The organism is Thalassobaculum sp. OXR-137, from assembly GCF_034377285.1.
In the GTDB taxonomy this organism is placed as follows: Bacteria; Pseudomonadota; Alphaproteobacteria; order Thalassobaculales; family Thalassobaculaceae; genus Thalassobaculum.
Window position 1 is genome coordinate 3,742,321 of the sequence record NZ_CP139715.1, and the last position, 15,738, is coordinate 3,758,058.

The 15,738-nt window shown below is 67.1% G+C and carries 11 protein-coding genes; 9 read left to right on the forward strand and 2 right to left on the reverse strand.

Annotation, left to right across the window (positions count from 1 at the left end; all coding sequences use genetic code 11):
• The first annotated feature begins 28 nt into the window (after nt 1–28).
• Nucleotides 29–1,210, forward strand: a complete 1,182-nt coding sequence (locus T8K17_RS17320) for a 2'-deoxycytidine 5'-triphosphate deaminase (protein WP_322330988.1) — start codon at nt 29–31, stop codon at nt 1,208–1,210.
• Nucleotides 1,211–1,227: 17 nt separating this feature from the next.
• Nucleotides 1,228–2,076 (forward strand): phytoene/squalene synthase family protein, encoded by an 849-nt coding sequence (locus T8K17_RS17325; protein WP_322330989.1) that lies wholly within the window; start codon nt 1,228–1,230, stop codon nt 2,074–2,076.
• A gap of 66 nt (nt 2,077–2,142) precedes the next feature.
• Here the strand turns inward: T8K17_RS17325 and trmFO are convergent, their stop codons facing one another.
• Nucleotides 2,143–3,558 (reverse strand): methylenetetrahydrofolate--tRNA-(uracil(54)-C(5))-methyltransferase (FADH(2)-oxidizing) TrmFO, encoded by a 1,416-nt coding sequence (gene trmFO, locus T8K17_RS17330; protein ID WP_322330990.1) that lies wholly within the window; start codon nt 3,556–3,558, stop codon nt 2,143–2,145.
• A 173-nt stretch (nt 3,559–3,731) separates the two neighbouring features.
• On the opposite strand from trmFO, the gene T8K17_RS17335 reads away from it, so the two are divergent.
• Both T8K17_RS17335 and T8K17_RS17340 read left to right on the forward strand, forming a co-directional pair.
• Nucleotides 3,732–4,997: a hypothetical protein gene (locus tag T8K17_RS17335; protein WP_322330991.1), complete on the forward strand. Its 1,266-nt coding sequence runs from the start codon at nt 3,732–3,734 to the stop codon at nt 4,995–4,997.
• Nucleotides 4,998–5,195: 198 nt separating this feature from the next.
• The gene (locus T8K17_RS17340; RefSeq protein ID WP_322330992.1) at nt 5,196–5,537 is read left to right on the forward strand and encodes a hypothetical protein; all 342 of its coding nucleotides are present in this window, start codon (nt 5,196–5,198) and stop codon (nt 5,535–5,537) included.
• Between the two features lie 203 nt (nt 5,538–5,740).
• Here the strand turns inward: T8K17_RS17340 and uvrA are convergent, their stop codons facing one another.
• A complete protein-coding gene (gene uvrA, locus T8K17_RS17345) occupies nt 5,741–8,629 on the reverse strand; it encodes an excinuclease ABC subunit UvrA (RefSeq protein ID WP_322330993.1) in 2,889 nt (962 codons plus the stop codon).
• A 350-nt stretch (nt 8,630–8,979) separates the two neighbouring features.
• On the opposite strand from uvrA, the gene ssb reads away from it, so the two are divergent.
• The 5 genes from ssb to coaD all read left to right on the forward strand — a co-directional run bounded on the left by ssb (nt 8,980) and on the right by coaD (nt 15,702).
• Complete coding sequence (ssb, locus tag T8K17_RS17350) at nt 8,980–9,528, forward strand: single-stranded DNA-binding protein (RefSeq protein WP_322330994.1); 549 nt, start codon at nt 8,980–8,982, stop codon at nt 9,526–9,528.
• Nucleotides 9,529–9,551: 23 nt separating this feature from the next.
• A complete protein-coding gene (locus T8K17_RS17355; RefSeq protein ID WP_322330995.1) occupies nt 9,552–10,394 on the forward strand; it encodes a class I SAM-dependent methyltransferase in 843 nt (280 codons plus the stop codon).
• A gap of 120 nt (nt 10,395–10,514) precedes the next feature.
• Nucleotides 10,515–12,194, forward strand: coding sequence for a sensor histidine kinase (locus T8K17_RS17360; protein WP_322330996.1), 1,680 nt, complete (start codon nt 10,515–10,517; stop codon nt 12,192–12,194).
• 230 nt (nt 12,195–12,424) lie between these two features.
• Entirely contained in the window at nt 12,425–15,133 is a 2,709-nt protein-coding gene (gene gyrA / locus T8K17_RS17365; RefSeq protein WP_416153125.1) for a DNA gyrase subunit A, read from the forward strand.
• Nucleotides 15,130–15,702 (forward strand): pantetheine-phosphate adenylyltransferase, encoded by a 573-nt coding sequence (gene coaD / locus T8K17_RS17370; RefSeq protein ID WP_322330998.1) that lies wholly within the window; start codon nt 15,130–15,132, stop codon nt 15,700–15,702. Before gyrA ends, coaD begins: the two co-directional genes overlap by 4 nt.
• The last annotated feature ends 36 nt before the right edge of the window (nt 15,703–15,738 follow it).

The following is a 15,738-nucleotide window of genomic DNA, read 5'->3' on the forward strand; positions in this document are numbered from 1 at the left end:
ATCCGGGCGGAAAGCGAGGGTTTCCGTGATGAATTTCGATACGCCGAGCGATCTGATCCCGTCGGGCGAGGGCGGGCGCGGCCAATGGGCCAAGCCGACCACCGGCGTCCTGCCGTATCAGGAAATCGAGCGGATGATCGCGGACGGCCAGATCAAGGGCGCCGTCCCGGTCGATCCGTCCCAGATCCAGCCGGCCAGTCTCGACCTGCGCCTGGGTCCCAAGGCCTACCGCGTGCGGGCAAGCTTCCTGCCGGGCCAGGGCGGCACGGTGATGGAGAAGATCGACCAGCTCGACGGGCGCCCGGAACTGGACCTGACGAACGGCGCCGCCCTGGAGCGCGGCTGCGTCTATGTCATCGAGCTGCTGGAGAGCCTGAACCTGCCCCACGACGTGGAGGCGCTGGCCAATCCGAAGAGCTCCACGGGCCGTCTCGACATCCTCACCCGCCTGATCACCGACGGCGGCACCGCCTTCGACCGGATCGAGCGGGGCTACAAGGGCAAGCTGTACCTGGAGGTCGTGCCGCTGTCGTTCAGCGTGGTGGTCAGCCAGGGCTCGCGGCTGAACCAGCTCCGCTTCCAGCGCGGCGCCAGCGCGCTCTCCGCCAAGGAGGTGCGCGAGCGTCACGCGCTCGGTCATTTCGCCCGGGTGGCCGAGGGCGACACCCTGATCCCGCCGCGCGACACGCTGGTGCCGTTCTCCATCGACCTGCAGGGCGCGGGCAAGGGGGCGATCGTCGGCTACAAGGCCCGCAAGAACGCCCGCAAGATCGACGTGGACCGCCCGCGGTCCTATCCGGTCGCCGAGTTCTGGGAGCCGCTGATGTGGGACCAGGGCCGGCTGATCCTGGAGAAGGACGAGTTCTACATCCTGGCCACCCGCGAGGAGGTGGCCGTTCCCCCCGACCTCGCCGCCGAGATGCTGCCCTTCGACAGCCAGTCCGGCGAGTTCCGCGTGCACTACGCCGGGTTCTTCGATCCGGGCTTCGGCTGGGTCGAGGGCAAGGCCCAGGGCAGCCGGGCGGTGCTGGAGGTGCGCTCCTATGGCGTGCCCTTCACCCTGGAGCACGGTCAGATCGTCGGTTGGCTCGACTACCGCCGGATCGCCAACGGTCAGACCGACATGGTCTATGGCGAGGCGATCAAGTCGAACTACCAGGGCCAGGGCATCGCGCTGGCCAAGCACTTCATCCCCGAATCCGGCGGCTGAGGCCGACGTTCGGCCCGATGACCGACGCGACCCTGGCATCACACCTGGCGGCCTGTGCGGAGATCGTGCGCCGGCACGACCGCGAGCGCTACCTGGTCTCGCTCTTCGCCGCCCCGGAGCAGCGCGACGGCCTGTTCGCCGTGCTCGCCGCCAATCATGAGATCGCGAAGATCGCGGAGGTGGTGAGCGACCCGACCATCGGCCTGATCCGGCTGCAATGGTGGCGGGAGGCCTTCGACGGGATCGAAGCGGGGACCCCGCGCGCCCATGAGGTGGTGCTCCCGCTATCTCAGGTCGCGGAGCGGCATCCCGAGTTGCTGTCGGATCTGCGCCGGGTGGTCGATGCCCGCGAGGGCGACCTGTCGGAAGAGCCGGCGGCGGATCTGGACGCGCTGGAGGACTACGCCGCGGCGACGGGGGGAGAGGTAACGGCGGCGATGGCGCGCGTGTTGGGGGCCGATACGGAAATGGCCCGGAACGTGGGGACCGCCTGGGCGCTGATTGGGCTCGTCCGTGCCATGCCGGTATTGCTGGCGGCCGGACGCGCGCCGCTGCCGGCGTCGGTGCTGGAGGCGGCCGGGACGACGCTGTCGCGGATCAAGGATCTGCCGGCGTCGGTCGATCTCGGCGCCCTGTGCCGTCCGATCCTGGCGCGAGGGCAGGCGCGGTTGAGCGATGCCGAGACCTCTCCCGCGCTTCGCAGTCGCCCCGCCCGCCCGCTTCGGCTTCTCGCCGCGCGCGCCCAGGACCTGCTGGGGGCTCTGGCCCGCACCGGCGGCGACCCTCGAGATCCGGCACTCGCCGACATTCCGGCGTCACTCGCCTGGCGCCACGCCCTGCGGGCAGCGCGCTTCAGATTGTTCTGAACCGCCGGGCGGACTGCTGTGCGCCGGCTTGATCCCAGGAACGGGGAGGCGATGCGGTAGAGGCCGCTACTCCGCCGCTTCCGCCGGGCGGCCGAGCCAGGCGTCGAGATCCGCCAGCGCCCGTTCGGCAATCGCTTTGCGGCGGTCGGTGCCCTTCAGCTTGCGGCGCTTGCCGTTCGCCGTGATCTGTTCCTCCGGCGGCGGGAACAGGCCGAAATTCACGTTCATCGGCTGGAAGGTCTCGGCATTGGCGCCGCCGGTGATATGCCCGATCAGCGCGCCGAAGGCCGTGGTCACCGGCGGTACGTCCGGTGCGCGTCCCAAACGCTCTGCCGCAGCGAAGCGGCCGGCCATCAGGCCGATGGCGGAACTCTCGACATAGCCTTCCACCCCGGTGATCTGACCGGCGAAACGGAGGCGCGGATCGGCCTTCAGCCGAAGGGTGTCGTCGAGCAGGCTCGGGGAATGGATGAAGGTGTTGCGGTGGAGGCCGCCCAGCCGGGCGAATTCCGCATTCTGCAGCCCCGGGATCATCCGGAAGATCCGGCTTTGCTCGCCGTAGCGCAGCTTGGTCTGGAAGCCGACGATGTTGTAGAGCGTGCCGAGCGCATTGTCCTGGCGGAGCTGGACGACCGCGTGGGGCCGGCGGCCGGTGCGCGGATCGGTGAGGCCGACCGGCTTCATCGGGCCGAAGCGCAGGGTCTCGGGGCCGCGGGACGCCATGATCTCGATGGGCATGCAGCCCTCGAAATAGGGAGTGTTGGCCTCCCACTCCTTGAAGTCCATCTTGTCGCCGTCGAGCAGCGCCTGGACGAAGGCATTGTACTGCTCCTCGTCCATCGGACAGTTCACGTAGTCGGCGCCGGACCCGCCGGGGCCCGGCTTGTCGTAGCGCGACTGGAACCAGGCGGTGTCGAAATCGATGCTCTCGGCATGGACGATCGGCGCGATGGCGTCGAAGAAAGCCAGGCTGTCGGCGCCGGTCAGCTCGCGGATCGCCTCGGCCAGGGGATCGGAGGTGAGGGGACCGGTGGCCACGATGACGCTGTCCCACTCCTTCGGCGGCAGCCCGGCGATCTCGCCGCGCTCGATGGTGATCAGCGGCTCGGCCTCCAGACGTTCCTGCACGGCGGCGGAGAACCCGACCCGGTCGACCGCCAGCGCGGAGCCGGCCGGGACCTGGTGGCTGTCGGCGGCGGCCATGATGATCGAGCCGCAGCGCCGCATCTCCTCGTGCAGCACGCCGACCGCGTTCGCGGTGTGGTCGTCGGAGCGGAACGAGTTGGAACAGACCAGCTCGGCGAGATGGTCGGTCTGATGGGCGGCCGTACCCCGCACGGGGCGCATCTCGTGCAACACGACAGGCACGCCGGCGCGGGCGAGCTGCCAGGCGGCTTCGCTGCCGGCGAGTCCGCCGCCGATGACATGAACGGGAACGGCGGAAGCAGGGCGCTCGGAGGTGGGCGTTAAGGGAATAGACATCATTTCCTCGCAGTCTGTGCGGGAGATAACCTCCGCCCGGCGGCCGCGCAAGGGCAGGCCTCCCATGAGATATCGCGGTTTCGCCTAAAATAGGATGGAAACTTGCGGTAGTGTATCGACCGGACCGTCACTCTTCCGGCCGGAAACCGGCCGGTCTCCCCACCGGAGAAGGTATGTCTGAGACCTACGAGAGCGGTATCCCTCGCGAAACGAAGAAAAGCGGGTTTCTGCAATCCTTCGACCGGCAGAAGCTCGACCCGAGAGATGCCGCCGATTTCACCTCCAAAGTCCTGTCCTTCGTGCGGGAGAACCGGGTCGCGGCCGATGCCCTGATCGCCGGCAACGTCCAGATGCTCGGATTCGAGGCGTTGAAGGAGCGGTTCGGCGACCGCTGGGAAGGCATCAAGGACAAGGTGCATCTGGTGACCGAGGGCGTCATCAAGCGGCACATCACGTCGTCGGACGTGTTCCTGCTGATGAACGACGAGAAGTTCGTCGTGCTGTTCGGCAAGGCGACGCGGGCCGAGGCCGATGCCACCGCCCGCCGGATCGCGGTGGAGGTCAACGGCAAGCTCAGCGGCGCCGGGGCGGGGATGGAGGCGGTGTCCGTCCGACCCGTCGTTTTCGAGGTGCCGCGCAAGGACACCGAGGCGCTGAAGAGCCCGGCGGCGCTGGAGAAATCGGTTGAGGAGGCCCAGCGCGACGCGGAGCGGGCGGAAGAGGCCATGGTCGAGGCGGCCAAGGACCGCATGGTGATGCGGTTCTGGCCGGTCGCCAATGTGCGCAAGCGTCTCGTCTCCTGCTACCACGCCGACCTGCATGTGCCGGACGACGTCGATCTCGGCCGCGGCAGCGGTGGCTCGTCGGGGACGGGGGCGGTGGAGGCCGCGATGGACCGGCTGGTGCTGAGCCATGCCGGCCGCGCGCTGACCGAGGCGGCCGAGCGCCGGATGCGGGCGCTCCTCATCATCCCCGTGCATTTCGAGACGGTGGCCGCCAAGGGCTTCCGGCAGGCCTATCTGGACGTCTGCAAACTGTTGCCCCGCATCGCCGAGCAGCGGGCGATGCTGATGGTCCGCGACCTGCCGGACGATGTGCCTCAGGGACGTCTGCACACGATCTTCACATACCTGTCGCCGTACTTCTCTGGATTCGTGGGGGATTTCAGCCTGTCATTCCGGCGCGCGGACAAGCTCGGCGGGGTCGGGCTGGTGGCGGTCGCCGTGAACGGCGCGGAACTCGGCAGTCCCACGGTGGAGGGCAGCAAAGCCCTCAGGGCATTCAGTACCGGCAACAAGGCGGGCAAGATGCGGCGCTATTTCTACGGCGCCCAGACCTTCGACGCGGCCACCGCCGCCCGCCGCGCCCAGTTCGACTACGTCCAGGGCCTGGGCGTGGCCCCCTCCATGCCGATCCACGGCAAGGTGTTCAACATCTGACCGACTGTCGGCTTCTGCGGGAGCGAGCGTGCCTTCCTCTCGGCGCCTAAACCTGCCCCGCGCTTGTCGTCGTTCTGCGAGGCCATGCGATACTGCGCACAGGCGAAGCGGCAACAGGGACTCATGGGCCAGGGCGGAACACGATGGGGTTGGAAACGCCGGCTGCTCGTTGTGGCGGTGGCGTTTATTGCCTTGCCCATGGGCGGGGTGATTTTCCTGGCCTTTCAGGAGGGCGAGTACCGGCGCGAGCCATCGCCGGACGGCCGATATACCGCCATCGCCACCTACCGCGTCCTCGACGCCATGGTGCCCCGGTTCCCCGGCCAGTCGGGGGACAAGGCCGGCCACATTCGGATCGAGGGAACGGACGGCACGGATTACGGTCGAATGCCGGTGCCCATGGTGTCGATGATCTACGACATCCGGTGGGAGGTGGGCGGCGCCTATCTGGTCGCCATCGGCGACTGGGATTTCGAGGCGCGCCAGGTCGCCTACTGGAATGCGGACCAGACCGAGAAGACCGTGGTACCGCTGCGATGAGGGGCCCGCAGACAGCGCCTTAGCTGTCGTGGCAAATCCGCGAGCGCCAGGATGACGCACTCCCCGGCCTTGTGCCTGGGCCCACGGTTCTGCCGTCCCGTCCGTCCGCGCATTCTGCACAGAGTGCCCGTACCGTCCCGCCGTAGGCCCCGTCGCAGGCCACGGCACAGGGCCGGGGAGTGGGGGCCGTGAGAGAGGTGCCCCTACGCCGATTTCTTCGCCGGAGTGGGGCGCAGGTAGCGTTTCAGGTAGGAGCCGGTGTAGCTGCCTTCCGTCGCCGCGACGTCTTCCGGCGTGCCCTGGGCGACGATACGGCCGCCGCCGTCGCCGCCTTCGGGGCCGAGATCGACCACGTGGTCGGCGGTCTTGATGACCTCCAGGTTGTGCTCGATCACGATGACCGTGTTGCCCTGATCGACCAGCGCCTGCAGCACTTCCAGCAGCTTCCGCACATCCTCGAAATGCAGCCCCGTGGTCGGCTCGTCCAGGATGTAGACGGTCCGCCCGGTCGCCCGGCGCGACAGTTCCTTGGCGAGCTTCACCCGCTGCGCCTCGCCGCCGGACAGGGTGGTCGCCTGCTGGCCGATCTTCACGTAGCCGAGGCCGACCCGCTCCAGGGTTTCCAGCTTGTCGCGGATCGAGGGCACCGCCTTGAAGAAGACCGCGCCTTCCTCCACCGTCATGTCAAGAACGTCCGATATCGACTTGTCCCGGAAAGTAATTTCCAGCGTCTCACGATTGTAGCGCTTGCCCTTACAGACGTCGCAGGTCACGTACACATCCGGCAGGAAGTGCATCTCGATCTTGATGACGCCGTCGCCCTGGCAGGCCTCGCAGCGCCCGCCCTTCACGTTGAAGGAGAAGCGGCCCGGCGCGTAGCCGCGGGCCTTGGCTTCGGGCAGGCCGGCGAACCAGTCGCGGATCGGGGTGAAGGCGCCGGAATAGGTGGCCGGGTTCGAGCGCGGCGTGCGGCCGATCGGCGACTGGTCGATATCGACCACCTTGTCGACATTCTCCAGCCCGGCCAGATGCTCGAACGGGGCGGCGTGTTCGCGGGCGTTGTGCAGCCGTCGGGCCAGCGCCTTCCAAAGCGTCTCGATCACCAGGGTCGACTTGCCGCCGCCGGACACACCGGAGATGCAAGTGAAGGTACCCAGCGGGATCTTCAGGGTGACGTTCTTCAGGTTGTTGCCGGTGGCCCCGGTCAGGGCGATCTGCTTGCCCTTCTTCGCCTTTCGGCGGGTCGCCGGGATCTCGATCTGCTCGAAGCCGGCCAGATACTTGCCGGTCAGGCTGGCCGGATTGGCCATGACCTCGGCCGGGGTGCCGGCGGCGACGACGGTGCCGCCATGGACCCCGGCGCCCGGGCCCATATCGACCACGTAGTCGGCCTCGCGGATCGCGTCCTCGTCATGCTCGACCACGATCACCGTATTCCCGAGGTCGCGCAGCCGCTTCAGGGTGGCGAGCAGCCGGTCGTTATCGCGCTGGTGCAGGCCGATGGACGGCTCGTCCAGCACGTAGAGCACGCCGGTCAGGCCCGAGCCGATCTGCGAGGCCAGCCGGATGCGCTGGCTCTCGCCGCCGGACAGGGTGCCCGAGGAACGCGAGAGCGTAAGGTATTCCAGGCCCACATTGTTCAGGAACCCCAGCCGCTCGTTGATCTCCTTCAGGATCCGTTCGGCAATCTCGCCCTGTTTCGTCGTCAGGCTGCCGGACAGGTCGGTGAACCAGGTCACGGCCGTGCCGATGGAGAACTCGGTCACCTCGGAGATGTTCAGCCCGGCGATCTTCACCGCCAGGGCCTCCGGCTTCAGGCGTTGGCCGCCGCAGGCCTCGCAGGGCGCGACGGACTGGTAGCGGCCCAGCTCCTCGCGCACCCAGGAGCTGTCGGTCTCCTTCCAGCGCCGGTCCATGTTGGGGATCACCCCCTCGAACGGCTTGTTGGTCTTGTAGCTGCGCAACCCGTCATCGAAGGTCATGGTCACCGGGGTCGTTCCGGTACCGAAAAGAATGCCCTGGCGGGCCTCCTCCGGCAGATCCTCGAACGGCGTGTCCTGGGAGATGTCGAAATGCGCCGCCAGGCTCTTCAGCGACTGGGCGTAGTATTTCGAAGAAGAACCGGCCCAGGGGGCGATGGCCCCGGCCTTGAGGCTCAGCTTCGGGTTCGGCACCACGAGCTGCTCGTCGAAATACATCTGGCTGCCGAGCCCGTCGCAGGTCGGGCAGGCGCCGAACGGGTTGTTGAACGAGAACAGCCGCGGCTCGATCTCGTCGATGGTGAAGCCGCTGACCGGACAGGCGAACTTGGCGGAGAAGGTGTGCCGCTCTCCGCTATCGGCGTCGTCGGCGAAGAGCAGGCCGTCGGACAGCTCCAGAGCGGTCTCGATGGAATCCGCCAGCCGGGTCGAGATGCCCTCGCGCACCACCAGCCGGTCGACCACCACCTCGATGTCGTGCTTGCGCTTCTTGTCCAGCGCCGGCACGTCCTCGATCTCGTACAGCTCGCCGTCGACCCGCACGCGCTGGAAACCGCGCCGGCGCAGCTCGGCCAGTTCCTTGCGGTACTCGCCCTTGCGGCCACGCACGGTCGGGGCCAGCAGGTAGAGCCGTGTGCCTTCGGGCAGAGCGCAGATCCGGTCGACCATCTGGCTGACCGTCTGGCTCTCGATCGGCAGGCCGGTGGCGGGCGAGTAGGGGACACCGATGCGGGCGAACAGCAGCCGCAAATAGTCGTAGATCTCGGTGACCGTACCGACCGTGGAGCGCGGGTTGCGCGAGGTCGTCTTCTGCTCGATAGAGATTGCCGGCGACAGGCCCTCGATCAGGTCCACATCCGGCTTCTGCATCAGTTCGAGGAACTGACGGGCATAGGCCGACAGGCTCTCCACGTAGCGGCGCTGACCCTCGGCATAGATCGTGTCGAAGGCGAGCGAGGATTTGCCGGACCCGCTCAATCCGGTCAGGACCACCAAGCTGTCCCGCGGCAGGTCGACATCGACGTTGCGCAGGTTGTGTTCGCGGGCACCGCGTATGCGGATCGCCCGCAGCTCAGGGGTGGCCGGCTTCGGCAAAGACGGGTCGGGCGCCATCGGGTCCTCGAGAGTCGCGGAAGGAGAACAAATATAGTACACAGAGGCCCGGTATGACCACCTGTCCGAATATGCACTCTAAGTATAGCCTTGGGGCGCGGTAACAAGGCTGTGGGTAACTTTCGCCGACCGGGGTAGCGGATAGTGCGACTCGGATCGTTACGAATTCGGATCGATAAGCGGCGGGTCGAGAGTTCGAAACTAGATTTGCAGTTTCCCGCGGTTCTTCGCCGTTTGCAGTTTGGTCACGGCAGTCTTTGCGCATCGGGGCAGGCTGTGGGATTGTCGCCCAAACCGTTCCATGGACCGCATCATGGGACGAGGTTCGGAACAAACAGAGAGCGAGAAACATGGCGGGCAGCGTCAACAAGGTGATTCTGGTCGGCAATCTGGGCCGCGATCCGGAAGTGCGATCGACCCAGGACGGCCTGAAAATCGTGAACCTCGCGATTGCGACCTCGGAGCGCTGGCGCGACCGGACCTCCGGCGAGCAGCGGGAGCGCACCGAGTGGCATCGCGTGGTGATCTTCAACGAGAACCTGGCGCGGATCGCCGAGCAGTATCTGCGCAAGGGCAGCTCGGTCTATATCGAGGGCCAGCTCCAGACCCGTAAATGGACCGACCAGAGCGGGCAGGAGAAGTATTCCACCGAAGTCGTGCTGCAACGCTATCGCGGCGAGCTGACCCTGCTTGGCGGCCGGGGCGAAGGCGGCGGCGGCGGCGACTACAGCCGCGGCGACGATTACGGCGGCGGGTCTTCGGGTGGCGGCTACGGCGGCGGCTCGTCGGGTGGCGGCAGCTCCTCGGGCGGCGGCTATGGCGGCGGTTCCTCCGGCGGCGGCGGTGGCCAGCCGCCCATGGGTGGGCCGAGCGACCTGGACGACGAGATCCCGTTCTAACCGGATCGGCACGTGGAGGGGGCATGGACCGGTTTCGCGACGCGAATCGCGCCAAGTGGGACGAGCTGGTTCAGCCCCATCTGACCTCCGGCTTCTATTCGGTGGATGCCCTGCGCGCGGGCAACCGCCGGCTCGACCCGATCGTGGAGGAGGAGCTCGGCCCGGTGGCCGGGCTCTGCGTCCTGCACCTTCAATGCCATTTCGGGCTAGACACCCTGACCCTGGCGCAGCGCGGGGCGACGGTCACGGGGCTCGATTTTTCCGGCGAGGCGATCCGCGCGGCCCGCGCCCTGGCGCAGGAGACCGGCCTCTCCGCCACCTTCGTGGAGGGCGACCTCTACGCCGCGCCCGAGTTGATCCCCGAGCGTTTCGATCTGGTCTTCGTGAGCTGGGGGACGATCTGCTGGCTGCCGGACCTCGCGGGCTGGGCCCGGATCGCCGCCGATTTCCTGAAACCCGGCGGTCGCCTGTATTTCGCCGATTGCCACCCCCTGGCCTATGTCTGGGACGAGGGGCAGGGCGCCTGCGAGGCGGCGGCCGGGCGGTTCAAGACCAAGTATCGGTATTTTCACGACCCCGCGCCCACCGAACTGGACGACCCGGACGATTACGGGAGCGCTCACAAGACCGTGAACACGCGGACCTACGAATGGGCCCATCCGGTGTCGGAACTCGTCACATCAGTAGCCGCGGCCGGACTCGCTTTCGAGTTCCTGCACGAGCATCCGACCATCACCTGGGCGCTGCTGCCCAGCCTGGTCGAGCGGGCCGACGGTCTTCATGCCTGGCCGGAGGGCACCGACCCGCTGCTTCCGCTCAGCCTGTCCTTCAGCGCACGGAAGCCGGACGGCCTCTATTCGAATTGATTCCAATAGTTTTGGAATGTTAACGATATTGAAAGGCTTCGGGGCAAGCCTCTTGGGTAAGCTGGGTCACCAAGAGAACGGGCGCAGTCTGGCCTGATTTTCGGAACCTACGGACAAAGCATGGACCGTAAAGCGAGGACCGACGGGCAGGCGTCTGTGGCACCGCGCTTCGGGTTGCTGCTCCCTGTCATCGGTCTTATCGCCGGGCTCGTGGGCGCCGTCTTCGCGATGGCTTGGCTGGCCGCGGATGCTCAGGACAGGCAGGCGGTGGACGCCACGCGGCATACCCTGCGCAGCATCATCGACGGGAACCGTCGCGAGCTTGGCGGCTGGACGTCGGACTACGCGTACTGGAACGACTTCGTCGAGCACGTCGTTCTCGCCCCGGACGCGGTCTGGATCAATGACAATGTCGGGCTCTACGCACAGCAGAATCTGGGCGTGGACATCACCTTCGTGGTCGACGGATCGAACGAACCGTATGTGGTCTCCGTCGCCGAGGAGTTGACGGTCGACGGCCGTCTGCTGGAACTGCCGGCCGAACTCGTCGCCCTGGTCCGCGCCGCCAGAAGCGATCCCGGGTCTCCAAATATGCGCCCGGTGGCCCAGGAGACCTACGTCCGGTACGGCGACCAGATTTTCATGGCCGCCGCCGCCGTCGCGAAATGGGAGGACAGGGCCGAGCTTCCCGTACGCAAGGGTGGGCCCGCGGTCCTGATCTACCTGCGGGAGATCAATGACGATCTGCTCGCCGCATTCGCCGCCGATTACAGGATCGACGGCCTCCGCCTGCTGACCGAGGCCGGTTCGGTGGCCGACGTCCTCGATCTTACCGGTCTCGACGGCAGCACCGTGGCCCGGCTCACCTGGCGGAGCCCGAAGCCGGGCACCAAGTTCCTGCACGAACTCATCATGCCCATGGCGGCGATCCTGTTCGTGGCGATGGCGTCGCTGGGCTGGATCGTGTTTCGCATGCGCTCCGTCTTCGCCCAGTTCATGGAAGCCCACCACGCGCTGGAAGACCGGACAGAGGCCTTGCGCATGGCCCGGGACGACGCCGACCGGGCCAACAGGGCGAAGACCGAGTTCCTGGCGCAGATGAGCCACGACCTGCGCACCCCGCTGAATGCCATCCTCGGCTTTTCCGAGGTGATCGCCCTGCAGACTTTTGGCTCCGACGCGGCAGCGGCCGAGCGCTATCGCGATTACGCCCGTCAAATCCACACCGGGGGCGATCACCTGCGGTCGTTGATCGACAGCATCCTGGACGTGGCGCGTCTGGATTCCGGCCGCTACGAATTCCAGGGCAAAATGGTCTCGATGGACGAGGCGGTCGAGACCTGTCTGGTGCTGCTGAAGGGGGATCTGGACGCCAAATCCTTCTCGGTCTCTGCACCGCGCAGCGGGCTGAGCGTCTGGGCCGACCCGAACGCGCTGGAGCAGATCCTGCTCAATCTGGTTGGCAACGCCGCCAAGTACACCCCGAGGGGCGGCTCGATCTCGATCGAGGTATCGCGGGTGGCGGACGGTGTGGCGGTGGCGATACGAGACACCGGCCGCGGCATGACGTCCAGCGATACCGCATCGGCCTTCGAGCTGTTCACCCGCGGGTCGGCCGGCGGGGCCGCGACCTCCGAGGGCGCCGGCCTCGGCCTGAGCATCGTCAAACGCCTGATCGATCTGCATGGCGGCACCGTGGAGATCGAATCGACCCCCGGCAAGGGCACCCTGGTCACCTTCGTGCTTCCGAACAGGGCCGTCCGCTCGGAGGCCGGCCGGGCGAGCATGGAACCCGCATAACCGCCTGACTGCGGGGACTTAGGGGGCGATGAGCGGGCGAGCCGAGGCGGCGGCGGCGCCGGGCGCACTCGGAACTTGATCCGGCGCGCCCGAACCGTGATATTTCGGCGCCGCAACATTGCCGGAAATGGGCGATTTTGCTAAGATTTAACGAATCAGTTGGCATCTCGATCGCTACCTGTTCATCGCCGGCATGATCCCTGTCGAAACCTACGATCGGAACCCCTCGGTTGTCTGACTCAACGCCCGGTCCGCACGACATCGCGCCTGTCTCCATCGAAGACGAAATGCGCCGCTCGTACCTCGATTACGCCATGAGCGTAATCGTGGCCCGGGCGCTGCCCGACGTCCGCGATGGCCTGAAGCCGGTGCACCGTCGCATCCTCTACGCCATGAAGGTGGGCGGCTACGACTGGAGCCGTCCGTACCGCAAGTCGGCCAACATCGTCGGCGCGGTCATGGGCCAGTATCACCCGCACGGCGACAGCGCGATCTACGACGCCATGGTCCGCATGGCGCAGGAATTCTCCATGCGCCTGCCCCTGGTCGACGGCCAGGGTAACTTCGGCTCCATGGACGGCGATCCGGCGGCGGCCATGCGCTACACCGAGGCCCGCCTCGCCAAGGCGGCCGAGGGCCTGCTGCGCGACATCGACAAGGAAACCGTCAACTTCGTCCCGAACTACGACGAGACGACGGAAGAGCCTGCGGTCCTGCCGGCGGAGTTCCCGAACCTGCTGGTGAACGGGGCCGGCGGTATCGCCGTCGGCATGGCGACCAACATCCCGCCGCATAACCTGGGCGAGGTGATCGACGCCTGTCTGGCGATGGTCGACAATCCAGGCATCACCGTGGACGAGCTGATGCGCTTCGTCCCGGGTCCGGATTTCCCGACCGGCGGCCTGATCCTCGGCCGCGCCGGCATCCGCGACGCCTACCACACCGGCCGCGGCTCGGTGGTGATGCGCGGCCGCGCGGTGATCGAGGAGATTCGCAAGGACCGGATGGCGATCGTCGTCTCCGAGATCCCGTATCAGGTCAACAAGGCCCGCATGATCGAGCGCATCGGCGAGATCGTGCGCGAGAAGGTGGTCGAGGGGATCGCCGACCTGCGCGACGAGAGCGACCGCGACGGCGTGCGCGTCGTCGTCGAGCTGAAGCGCGACGCGGTGCCCGAGGTGGTGCTGAACCAGCTCTATCGCTTCACCCCGCTGCAGACGAGCTTCGGCGTGAACATGCTGGCGCTGAACGGCGGCCGTCCCGAGCAGATGAACCTGCGGGACGTGATCTACGCCTTCGTGCAGTTCCGCGAGGAGGTGATCACCCGGCGCACCCGCTTCCTGCTGAAGAAGGCGCGCGAGCGGGCGCATATCCTGGCAGGCCTGATGGTCGCCATCACCAATCTGGATCCGGTGATCGAGCTGATCCGGGCGTCCTCCGACGCAGCACAGGCGCGCGAGCGGCTTTGCGCCCGGGCCTGGCCGGCCGGCGACGTGGCCCCCTTCATCTCTCTGATCGACGATCCGGGACACAAGGTGCAGGACGACGGCACCTATACCCTGTCGGAGATCCAGGCCCGAGCCATCCTGGAGCTGCGCCTGCAGCGCCTGACCGGGATGGAACGCGGCAAGCTGATCGAGGAGGCGGAGGAGATCGCCGCCAAGATCAAGGACTTCCTGGAGATCCTGACCTCCCGCCCGCGTCTTCTGGACGTGATGCGCGGCGAGTTCCTGCAGTCGAAGGAATCCTGGGCGAACCCGCGCCGGACCGAGATCGAAGAGAACGAGTTCGAGCACGACATCGAGGACCTGATCCCGCGCGAGGACATGGTCGTCACGGTCAGCCATGCGGGCTACATCAAGCGGGTGCCGCTGACCACCTACCGGGCGCAGAAGCGCGGCGGCAAGGGCCGTTCGGGCATGGCCACCCGCGAGGAGGACGTGGTGAGCCGGCTGTTCGTGGCCAATTCCCACGCGCCGATCCTGTTCTTCACCTCTCGCGGCCAAGTCTACCAGCTCAAGACCTACCGCCTGCCGGAAGGCACGCCGCAGTCCCGCGGCCGGCCGATGGTCAATCTTCTGCCGCTCGAAGAGGGCGAGTGGATCCAGACCGTCATGCCGATGCCGGCGGACGAGGAAAGCTGGAAGCAGCTCCACGTCATGTTCGCCACCGAGGCGGGCACGGTGCGGCGCAATGCGCTCAGCGACTTCACCAACATCAACAAGGCCGGCAAGCGCGCCATGCGGCTGGACGGGGACGACCGTCTGATCGGCGTAATGCCTTGCACCGATGCCGACGATGTGTTCCTGGCGACCCGCGACGGCAAGGCGATCCGCTTCCACGTCACCGACGTGCGCGTGTTCCAGGGCCGCGATTCCCTGGGTGTGCGCGGCATCCGTCTGCTCGGCGAGGACAAGGTCGTCTCCATGTCGATCCTGCGCCGCTTCGACATCGACGGGGCGGCCGGCGGCGAGGCCGATGCGACGGACGAGATCCGCCGCAAGCACATCCTCACCGTCACCACCAAGGGCTTCGGCAAGCGCACCCTGATCGACAACTACCGCCTGACCAACCGGGGCGGGCAGGGGATCGCCAACGTCGACCTGACCGACAAGAACGGCCTGGTCGCCGGCTCCTTCTCGGTGGCGGAGACGGATCAGATCATGGCCGTGACCGACAAGGGCCAGGTCATCCGCTGCCCGATCGGCGATGTGCGCGAGACCTCGCGCCAGGCCCAGGGCGTCTACGTCTTCCGGGTGGCCGACGAGGAGAATGTCGTGTCCGTCTCGCTGGTCGGTGAGAGCAGCGAGGAGGATGTGGCCGAGGACGAGACGGCCGAGACCGGCGTCGATCAGGAGATCGCGGCCGGCGAGACGGGGGAGAGCGGGGACGACGCTCCCTCGGGCGATGCGGACGAAGGGGGAGAGGCGCCGCAATGACCGAGCATAAGACTCGTGTGGGGGTTTATCCCGGCACGTTCGACCCGATCACCAAGGGTCATATCGACATCATCCGCCGGGCCAGCAAGACGGTCGACCATCTGGTGGTTGCCGTCGCGCGCAACGCCGGCAAGGGCCCGCTGTTCAGCCTGGACGAGCGGGTGGAGATGGTGCGCGACGAGATCGACGACATCCTGGCCCGCAACCGCGAGGACGGGTTCATCGGCACCATCGAGGTGAAGCCCTTCGGCTCGCTGCTGATGCACTTCGCCGAGACCCAGGGGGCGAGCGTCATCATCCGCGGGCTGCGGGCGGTGTCCGACTTCGAGTACGAGTTCCAGATGGCCGGCATGAACGCCCGTCTGAACCCACGGATCGAGACGACCTTCCTGATGGCCTCGGACCGCCACCAGTTCATCTCCTCGCGTTTCGTGAAGGAGATCGGCCGGCTCGGCGGGGAGATCAGCGAGTTCGTCTCGGCCCGGGTGGCGGAGCGGGTGATGAACCGGTTCGACGGCGATCCGGCCAAGGACAGCCAGGCGAAGCAGACCGGACCCTTTACCGGGTAACCATCAGCCTCTGATTAACGGGTTGGGGAGCGGGCG